Genomic DNA, 8,727 nt, shown 5'->3' with positions numbered 1-8,727 from the left:
GCGCGGCGGCGCGTCGGGCGCGCCGTCGGGCGAGTCCGGATCGTGAGGCGGCGGCGTGTCGTTCGGGTCCTTCGTCATGCGGTTCGTCGTTGGTGAAGCGGTACGGTCAGAAAGCGATGCCGAGCGTCAGGTACGGGCGCACGCTATGGTTGCGCAACCCGTACGCGACATCGACGTTGATCGGGCCGACGGGGCTGCGCCAGCGCGCGCCGATGCCGACACCCGGGTAGAACACGCGCTCGCCCCACGCATCGGTGGCGGTGCCGATGTCGAAGAACGTCGCGGCGCCCCAGTCGCGGTTGAACCAGTGCTGGTATTCGGCAGTGCCCGTCATCAGGTACTTGGTCGGCAGCACGGAGCCGTCGACGCTGTTGCCGATGCTCTGGTAGCCGTAGCCGCGCACCGAGTTCGAGCCGCCCGCGCGGAACAGCAGCGACGCCGGCACGCCGGTCGAGCTGCCGCTCGTGAACACGCCGCCGAGCTCCGCGCGGAACACGAACAGGTCGCGCTTGCCGATCGGCAGGTACTGCTGGCCGCGCGCGTAGCCGCGGATGAAGGACTGGTCGGTCGCCACGCCCTTGATCGCAAAACCGGCCTCCGCGTGGATCAGGTTGCCCGAACGCGGGAACAGCGGATCGTCGACGTTGCGGCGTGTCCACGCCCATTGCGGCACGAGCGCGCGGCTCGTGGTCGGACCCGCGCCGTTCTGGTCGAGCCGGTCCTGGTAGTACATCAGCGAATACGAATAGTCGATGAACTGGCCGGTGCGCGTGCGCTGCACGCCGACCCGCGCGCTGTAGATGCGCGTGTCCGACACGTTGGTGTTCGTGTACGACGCGAGCACGCTGTTGGTCCAGCCCTTCGCGCCCGGCGGCATCGACAGCTGGACCTGCCCGTATTGCTGGATCTGGTCGAGCCGGCCCGACACGGTCAGCGGCCACGCGGCGCCAAACGTGTCGAGATACGTATAGGAACCCTGCACGTGCGGCCCGGTATCGGTGGCAAAACCGACACCCCCGCGGATGTTGTTGTACGGGAACTCGCTGACCTTCACGTGCACGGGCGTGCGCTCGGGCTTCGCCGTATCGTCGCCGACGTCGATCGCGACGCTCGCGTAATAGGGCGTGTTCTGCAACTGCCGCTGCAGTTCGGTGATGCGCTGCACGTCGTAGATCTCGCCTTCCGACAGCGGATTGACGTTCGTGACGACCTTTTCCGGATAGCGCCGCACACCGTCGACGTCGACCTTGCCGATCGTGAACGTCGGGCCGCTGTCGAACGTGACCGCGAGCGTCGCGCGCTGCGTGCGCGGGTCGATGCGCGCTTCCGACGACGCGATCTTCCCGCCGAGATAGCGGCGCGACTGCAGTTGCTTGAGCGCCGCGCCCTTCGCGCCGTCCCAGTCGGACTGCGTGAACGGGTCGCCCGGTTTCAGCGAAAACGCGAAACGGGTCGCGGCTTCCTGCTTCGGATCCTCGGTGTCGATGGGCCCCTTGAACGTCAGGTCGACGCTCGACACGATCGTCTGCTTCCCCGGATCGACCGCGACGCGCACGTCGCGCTTGCCGTCGCGCGTGCGCACGTCGGTGCGCACGACCGGCGAGAAATAGCCGGCCGTCGCGGTCAGGTCGCGCACCTGTTGCGGCGTGGCGGTGACGAGGAAGTCGAACTGGTCGTCGCTGATGTCGTCGCGCTTCGCGAAGCGTGCGATATCGAGATGCGACTTGAGCAGCTTGCGAACCGAACGCGGCGCATCGATGTCGACGTTGTACTTCGCGTGGGCCGGCAGCGCGAAGCACGCGGCAAGGCAACCCGCGAGGGTCGCCCGCGCGGCGCGAGCCGCGACGCCGGCGCGATTGCGTTCCACGCGCGGGCCCGCGTCATGTGCCGTGTGTGCTTGCTGGTTCGACTGCCCCGCCAAATATGACCTCGCCCTCGGTTATCACGGTTTTGTGGAAAACCCTGTATTTGACCACAGGGGGCTGGCACCAAAGCTTAATGTTTGTAAACCGCTGCGCGCGCGAGCGCGGCCGCGGCGTCATGCGCGACGGCGCGCGTCCGGGTGCCGGCTGCACGCCGCCCCGCGGATTCGACGCGCGATTGACGCCGGCCGTTCCCGCGATGCGGTAAAATCCCGCCATCGTGAATCCGGCGCATCGTGCGCCGCCCGAAACGGAAAACCCAGCCATGCCGTACCAGTCCGATGTCACGCAGTTCCTGAACCAGCTCAAGCAGCAGAAGCCGACGCTCGAGGATGAGCAGCGCAAGGGCCGTTCCCTGCTGTGGGACAAGCAGCCGATCGACCTCGAAGAGCGCGCCGAGCAGCAGGAATCGCGCGTGAAGCAAACGTCGTACGTCTACTACCAGAACTTCTGACGACGTGAGCGCCGCAGACGAGGCCAGCGCCGCCCGGCAGGACGACGCGATCGCCGCGCCCGCGGGCGCCGATTCGACGCCCGACACGGTCGACGGTGTCGCGGCATTCGCTCGCCTGTACGGCGAGCCGCTCTTCAAGCTGCCGCAGGATCTCTACATCCCGCCCGATGCGCTCGAGATCTTCCTCGAGACCTTCGAAGGCCCGCTCGACCTGCTGCTCTACCTGATCCGCAAGCAGAACTTCAACGTGCTCGACATCCCGATGGCGCAGGTCACCGCGCAATATCTGGGCTACGTCGACCAGATCCGCACGTCGAACCTCGAGCTCGCGGCCGAGTATCTGCTGATGGCGGCGATGCTGATCGAGATCAAGTCGCGGATGCTGCTGCCGGTCAAGAAGGCCGACACCGGCGAGGAAGCCGAGGATCCGCGCGCCGAACTCGTGCGCCGCCTGCTCGAGTACGAGCAGATGAAGCTCGCCGCGCAGCGGCTCGACCAGTTGCCGCAGCTCGGCCGCGACTTCCTGCGCGCCGAGGTCTACATCGAGCAGAGCGTCACGCCGCGCTTCCCCGACGTGAATTCGGACGACCTGCGCGCCGCATGGGCCGACGTGCTCAAGCGCGCGAAGCTCGTCCAGCACCACAAGATCTCCCGCGAGGAGCTGTCGGTGCGCGAGCACATGAGCCTGATCCTGCGCCGGCTGCAGAACGCGCGCTTCATGGAGTTCGCCGAGCTGTTCGACACGTCGCGCGGCGTGCCGGTCGTCGTCGTGAATTTCATCGCGATGCTCGAACTCGCGCGCGAGTCGCTCCTCGAGATCACCCAGGCCGAGCCGTTCGCGCCGATCTACGTGCGTCTCGCGTACCTGCCCGCGTAACCCCCGCGCCCGCCCTTTCCGTTCTCCCGAGTCATCCCGGCACACTCGCCGCCTCACCGCAGCCCGGCGTGGCCGCGCGAGTGGTTGCCGGCACGCCCGATTAAAAAGTGAACGACCGTTCTTTTATCGATGCGTTTGGCGGGCAAATCCTCTACAATCCGCCGACGCCCGATGCGCCGCCCGCGCGCCGGCGTTCTCCGCTTCGACCCCGACGCCGCTGCTGCGGCGCCAACGCGCGCCAGCGCGAGGAACCCGCTACCCGATCATGAAAGTCATCAGCTCGATCCATGAACTGCGCGACCAGCTGCGCGGACAGAACCGCACGGCGTTCGTGCCGACGATGGGCAACCTGCACGAAGGGCACCTGTCGCTGATGCGCCTCGCGCGCCAGCACGGCGACCCGGTCGTGGCGAGCATCTTCGTCAACCGGCTGCAATTCGGCCCGAACGAGGATTTCGACAAGTATCCGCGCACGCTCCAGGACGATATCGAGAAGCTGCAGAAGGAAAACGTCTACGTGCTGTTCGCGCCGACCGAGCGCGACATGTACCCGGAACCGCAGGAATATCGCGTGCTGCCGCCGGACGATCTCGGCGGGATCCTCGAAGGGGAATTCCGGCCCGGCTTCTTCACCGGCGTGTGCACCGTCGTGACGAAGCTGATGGCCTGCGTGCAGCCGCGCGTCGCCGTGTTCGGCAAGAAGGACTACCAGCAGCTGATGATCGTGCGCCGCATGTGCCAGCAGCTCGCGCTGCCGGTCGACATCATCGCCGCCGAAACCGTGCGCGACGAGGACGGCCTCGCGCTGTCGTCGCGCAACCGCTACCTGTCGGCCGACGAGCGCAGCGAAGCGCCCGAACTCGCGAAGACGCTGCAGCGCATCCGCGAAAGCGTGCTCGGCGGCGAGCACGACCTCGGCAAGCTCGAAGAAATGGCCCGCACGCATCTGGCCGGCCGCGGCTGGGCGCCCGACTACATCTCGATCCGCCGCCGCGCGAACCTGATCGCGCCGGACGCGGCCCAGCTCGAAGCCGGCGAACCGCTCGTCGTCGTCGCGGCCGCGAAGCTCGGCGCGACGCGCCTCATCGACAACCTGGAAATCTGACGGGCCGCCCCGCCCGCGCCTCTCACGCATCACGGAGACACCATGCAGCGCCACATGCTCAAATCGAAGATCCACCGTGCGGCCGTCACGCACTGCGAGCTGCACTACGAAGGCTCGTGCGCGATCGACGAAGACCTGCTCGAAGCATCGGGCATCATCGAGAACGAACGGATCGACATCTGGAACATCAACAACGGCGAGCGCTTCTCGACGTACGCGATCAAGGGTGAGCGCGGCAGCGGGATGATCTCGCTGAACGGCTCGGCCGCGCGTCGCGCGCAACTCGGCGACCTCGTGATCATCGCGGCATTCGCAATGGTCGACGAAGCCGAGCTGCAGGCCGGCTGGAAGCCGAAGCTCGTGTTCATGGACGACGGCAACAAGATCAAGGGCCACCGCGATCACGTGCCGACGCAGAACTGGACCTGACCTGAACGGCGATCCGCGTGCCCTGGCGCGCGGGAGTAGCCGCGCCGCTCTTAGTCAAAGGGCCGGATTCCGCACTCGACGGAATCCGGCCCTTTCTCATTTCATCGTGCGCCGGCCCGGCGGCCGCGCGATCAGGACGCCTTGACGGCCTTCTCCGTCTTCTCTGCCTTCGGCGCCCGGCGTTCGGCCCATTCGACGATCGGCCGCCACTGCTCGAGATCCTTCTCGACCCGGCTCTTCGCGACGTCCCACAACGTGAGGCCGTGCGCGGCGATCTGCACGTAGTTCTGCGTGTCGCGCACGTAGCCGAGCACCGGCAGGCCGAGCCCTTCGACGAACCGGTGAAGCTGATCCGACGAGCGCGTGCGCGCATCGACCCGCATCCCGACGATCCCGACCTCGACACTGCCCTTGCGCACGGCCTTCTCGCCGGCGAGGCGCTCCAGAAACTGCTGCGTGGCCAGAATATCGAACATCGACGGCTGCAGCGGCACGATCACCTTGTCGGCCAGTTGCAGCGCGACGTTGAGCCGGTTGCCGTGCAGGCCGGCCGGCGTATCGATCACGGCATACTCGAGGCCGCGTGGCGGCTTCGTCGGCGCGTCCGGATCGAGCTCCCATGCCTCGATCGCCGGCAATCCGGCCGGCCGCAGGTCGAGCCACGCGTGCGCGGACTGCTGCCGGTCCAGGTCCGCGAGCGCGACCCACGCGCCCTGCGCCGCGAAATAGCCGGCAAGATTGGTGGACAGCGTGCTCTTCCCCACGCCGCCCTTCGGATTCGCCACCACGATCACCGTCATGAATTCCCCCGAAAAAGCCGCGCGGCGCCCACCGCATGGCAGGCGCCGCTCGAATGCGGATACAGGGAGCGATGATATCGGCAAACGGGGTGTCACCGGAACGGGTTGCGCCGCCCCGGGTGCGCTTACTTACCCGTTACGCACGCTGAGCCGCGGCCTCCCGTGCGCCGAGCGCGAACGCGCCGCCGCCCAGCAGCGCTTGCACGGCAAGCGTGACCGCCCAGAGCGCCGGATATTCCCAACCGCCGTTCGGTGACGCGAAGCTCCAGCCGTTCGGCAAATGCGCGGCGGTCGCGCCGAGCATGAACGGCAGCAGCACGAGCGCGGCGATGCGCACGCGCAAGCCTGCGACCAGCGCCAGGCCGCCGGCCAGTTCGACGAACGTCGTCAGGTACGCGAGCCAGCCCGGCAGACCGATCGACGCAAAGAACTGCGCGGTGCCCGGCAGCGTGAAGACGAACACCTTCTGCGCGACGTGCGCGAGGTACAGCACGCCGAGCGCAACGCGTAGCAGGGTCGCGGCGAAATCGTTGAGGCGATTGGGGTTCATGGCGAATTCCTTCGTGAGTGGTGTGAATGGATTGCACTCTATTCGAATCAATTCGACCGATAAACGCGCCAATTCGCTTTAACTGATTCCCATACGGAGTTAATCACGACGTAAAAAGGGGCATGACCGATCATGCCCCGCAACCTGCTTCAGTAACCGCTCTTGCCTTGTGTGGCGTCGCCGGAACCGGACTGGCTGCCGCCCGGTGCGTACGAATCGCACGCGTGCGCAACCGCCGACGCGCCCAGCAGCGCCGCGAGCAGCACGCTCCACCACCATCGAGCCTTCATCGTCGCACTCCTCCAGGCGGATATCCGCCCATCTGTGTTGTACGCGATCCGGTGGAAAAAGCGAGCGCGGCCCAACCCGCGTCAGCGAAACTCGGCGTACAGCGCGTCGAGGTCGAGATGGTCGGCGAACGTGTCGGCCAGCCGTTCGAGCGATGCCTCGCGCAGCGCCGGATAGTCGATTCGTTCCGCGCCGTCGAGCCCGGCCCACGCGAGCAACGCCGCGCAGGCGTCGGGCGAGTCGAACAGCCCGTGCACGTAGGTCGCGAGGATCTGGCCATCGTCGGACACCGCGCCGTCGGGGCGCGTGCCGTCCTGCGCGGCGTCGGCTGCCAACGCGAGCGCGGGAGAAGCAAGCGCAGGCCCGTGCGTATCGCCCATGTGGATCTCGTAGCCGTGTACCGCGGCCCCGCCCGGCAGCGCGAGATGTCCCGTCACGTTCTTCAGCGTCTTGTCGGGCTGCAGCGTCGTGCCGAAATCGAGCAGCCCGAGCCCCGGCACGCTACCGGGCGCGCCTTCGAGGCCGAGCGGATCGTCGAGCGTGCGGCCGAGCATCTGCATCCCGCCGCAGATCCCGATCACCTTGCCGCCGTAGCGCAGGTGGCGACGGATCAGCGTGTCCCAGCCCGCGTCGCGCAGCCATGCGAGATCGCGCTGCACGCTCTTCGACCCGGGCAGGATCAGCAGGTCGGCGTCCGGCACGGGGCCGCTCTTCCAGTACGTGAATTCGACCTGCGGATGCGCGCGCAGCGGATCGAAATCGGTGTGGTTGCTGATGCGCGGCAGCGCCGGCACGACGACGCGCAGCACGCCGGCGTCACCGCGTGCGGCAGCGCTGCGCGCCTGTGCGGGCAGCATGTCCTCGGCGTCGAGCAGCAGCCCGTGCAGGTACGGCAGCACGCCGAACACGGGCTTGCCCGTTTGCGCGCGCAGCCAGTCGAGCCCCGGTTCGAGCAGCTTGAAATCGCCGCGGAAGCGGTTGATCACGAAGCCGCGCACGCGCGCGCGCTCGCTGTCCGACAGGCACGCGAGCGTGCCGACCAGGTGCGCGAACACGCCGCCGCGGTCGATGTCGGCGACCAGCACGACCGGGCAGTCGACACGTTCGGCAAATCCCATGTTCGCGATGTCGCCCTCGCGCAGGTTGATCTCCGCCGGGCTGCCTGCGCCCTCGACGATCACCGTGTCGTAGCCGGCGCGCAGGCGCGCGTACGACTCGAGCACCGCGTCGAACGCGACCGGCTTGTAGTCGTGATACGCACGCGCATTGAGGTTCATGCGCGCCTTGCCGTGAATGATCACCTGCGCGCCGCGGTCGCTCGTCGGCTTCAGCAGCACGGGGTTGAAATCCGTATGCGGCGCGACGCCCGCGGCCAGCGCCTGCAGCGCCTGCGCGCGGCCGATCTCGCCGCCGTCGGCCGTCACCGCGCTGTTGAGCGCCATGTTCTGCGGCTTGAACGGCGCAACGCGCGCGCCGGCGCGGCGGGCCAGCCGGCACAGGCCCGCAACCAGCGTGCTCTTGCCCGCGTCGGACGTGGTGCCCTGGATCATCAGCGTGCCGCGCGGCCGCGGCTCGGGTGCATTCATCGTGTAAAGGTCGTCGCGAAGCAAAGGCCGCATTATCCCCCGCGCCGGTATGCCCGCGCCGTTACAATCACGCGATGATTCCGCACGACCTCACCTTCGTCCTCGGCGGCGCGCGCTCGGGCAAGAGCGCGCATGCCGAGCGGCTCGCCGCCGACAGCGGCCTCCCCGTCACCTACATCGCGACCGCAACCGCCGCCGATGACGAATTCGCGCAGCGCATCGCACACCATCGCGCGCGCCGGCCGGCCGACTGGGGTTTCGCCGATGCGCCCGTCGATCTCGCCGGCACGCTCGCGCGGCTCGACGATCCGCACGCGTGCCTGCTCGTCGATTGCCTGACGCTGTGGCTCACGAACCTGCTGTGCCCGGCCGACGGCGAACCGCTCGACGATGCGCAGTACGCGGCACAGGTCGACCGGCTCGAGCATGCGTTGCGCGGCGCGCGCGCGAAGGTCATCGTCGTCAGCAACGAGATCGGGCTCGGCGTCGTGCCGCTCGGGTCGGTCACGCGGCGCTACGTCGACGAACTCGGGCGCCTGAACCAGCGCGTCGCCGCACTCGCGACGCGCGTGACGCTGCTCGTCGCCGGGCTGCCGCTCGACCTCAAGACCGGAGCGCCGTCATGCTGATGCTGTCGCTGCCCGTCGTCGCGATGTTCGCGGTCGCGGCTGCGATCATCGACCGCGCGATCGGCGAGGCGGCCGAACGCATCGAAA

At 68.0% G+C, this 8,727-nt stretch carries 10 protein-coding genes; 5 read left to right on the top strand and 5 right to left on the bottom strand.

Going from position 1 to position 8,727, the window contains the following annotated elements; translation table 11 throughout:
• Positions 1 to 106: 106 nt before the first annotated feature.
• A complete protein-coding gene (locus G3O00_RS36585; protein ID WP_206145920.1) occupies positions 107 to 1,921 on the bottom strand; it encodes an autotransporter assembly complex family protein in 1,815 nt (604 codons plus the stop codon).
• Between the two features lie 266 nt (positions 1,922 to 2,187).
• Between G3O00_RS36585 and G3O00_RS36580 the strand changes: the two genes are divergently transcribed.
• The 4 genes from G3O00_RS36580 to panD all read left to right on the top strand — a co-directional run bounded on the left by G3O00_RS36580 (position 2,188) and on the right by panD (position 4,787).
• The gene (locus G3O00_RS36580) at positions 2,188 to 2,376 is read left to right on the top strand and encodes a DUF3460 family protein (RefSeq protein ID WP_011352889.1); all 189 of its coding nucleotides are present in this window, start codon (positions 2,188 to 2,190) and stop codon (positions 2,374 to 2,376) included.
• 4 nt (positions 2,377 to 2,380) lie between these two features.
• Entirely contained in the window at positions 2,381 to 3,253 is an 873-nt protein-coding gene (locus tag G3O00_RS36575) for a ScpA family protein (protein ID WP_011352890.1), read from the top strand.
• A 265-nt stretch (positions 3,254 to 3,518) separates the two neighbouring features.
• Entirely contained in the window at positions 3,519 to 4,358 is an 840-nt protein-coding gene (gene panC, locus G3O00_RS36570) for a pantoate--beta-alanine ligase (RefSeq protein ID WP_011352891.1), read from the top strand.
• Between the two features lie 42 nt (positions 4,359 to 4,400).
• The gene (panD, locus tag G3O00_RS36565; protein WP_011352892.1) at positions 4,401 to 4,787 is read left to right on the top strand and encodes an aspartate 1-decarboxylase; all 387 of its coding nucleotides are present in this window, start codon (positions 4,401 to 4,403) and stop codon (positions 4,785 to 4,787) included.
• 131 nt (positions 4,788 to 4,918) lie between these two features.
• Here the strand turns inward: panD and G3O00_RS36560 are convergent, their stop codons facing one another.
• The 4 genes from G3O00_RS36560 to G3O00_RS36545 form a co-directional block, all read right to left on the bottom strand.
• On the bottom strand, positions 4,919 to 5,587 hold the full coding sequence (locus G3O00_RS36560) for a ParA family protein (protein WP_206145919.1): 669 nt from the start codon (positions 5,585 to 5,587) through the stop codon (positions 4,919 to 4,921).
• Positions 5,588 to 5,723: 136 nt separating this feature from the next.
• Entirely contained in the window at positions 5,724 to 6,137 is a 414-nt protein-coding gene (locus G3O00_RS36555; RefSeq protein ID WP_206145918.1) for a DoxX family protein, read from the bottom strand.
• Between the two features lie 149 nt (positions 6,138 to 6,286).
• Positions 6,287 to 6,427 (bottom strand): hypothetical protein, encoded by a 141-nt coding sequence (locus G3O00_RS36550; RefSeq protein ID WP_167316019.1) that lies wholly within the window; start codon positions 6,425 to 6,427, stop codon positions 6,287 to 6,289.
• 81 nt (positions 6,428 to 6,508) lie between these two features.
• On the bottom strand, positions 6,509 to 8,011 hold the full coding sequence (locus tag G3O00_RS36545; protein WP_206145917.1) for a cobyric acid synthase: 1,503 nt from the start codon (positions 8,009 to 8,011) through the stop codon (positions 6,509 to 6,511).
• Positions 8,012 to 8,085: 74 nt separating this feature from the next.
• Between G3O00_RS36545 and cobU the strand changes: the two genes are divergently transcribed.
• Positions 8,086 to 8,640 (top strand): bifunctional adenosylcobinamide kinase/adenosylcobinamide-phosphate guanylyltransferase, encoded by a 555-nt coding sequence (gene cobU, locus G3O00_RS36540; protein ID WP_011352896.1) that lies wholly within the window; start codon positions 8,086 to 8,088, stop codon positions 8,638 to 8,640.
• Positions 8,641 to 8,727: the final 87 nt, after the last annotated feature.

The organism is Burkholderia sp. Ac-20384 (genome assembly GCF_017104605.1).
In the GTDB taxonomy this organism is placed as follows: Bacteria; Pseudomonadota; Gammaproteobacteria; order Burkholderiales; family Burkholderiaceae; genus Burkholderia; species Burkholderia lata.
This window is presented reverse-complemented; position numbering and strand designations above follow the sequence as displayed.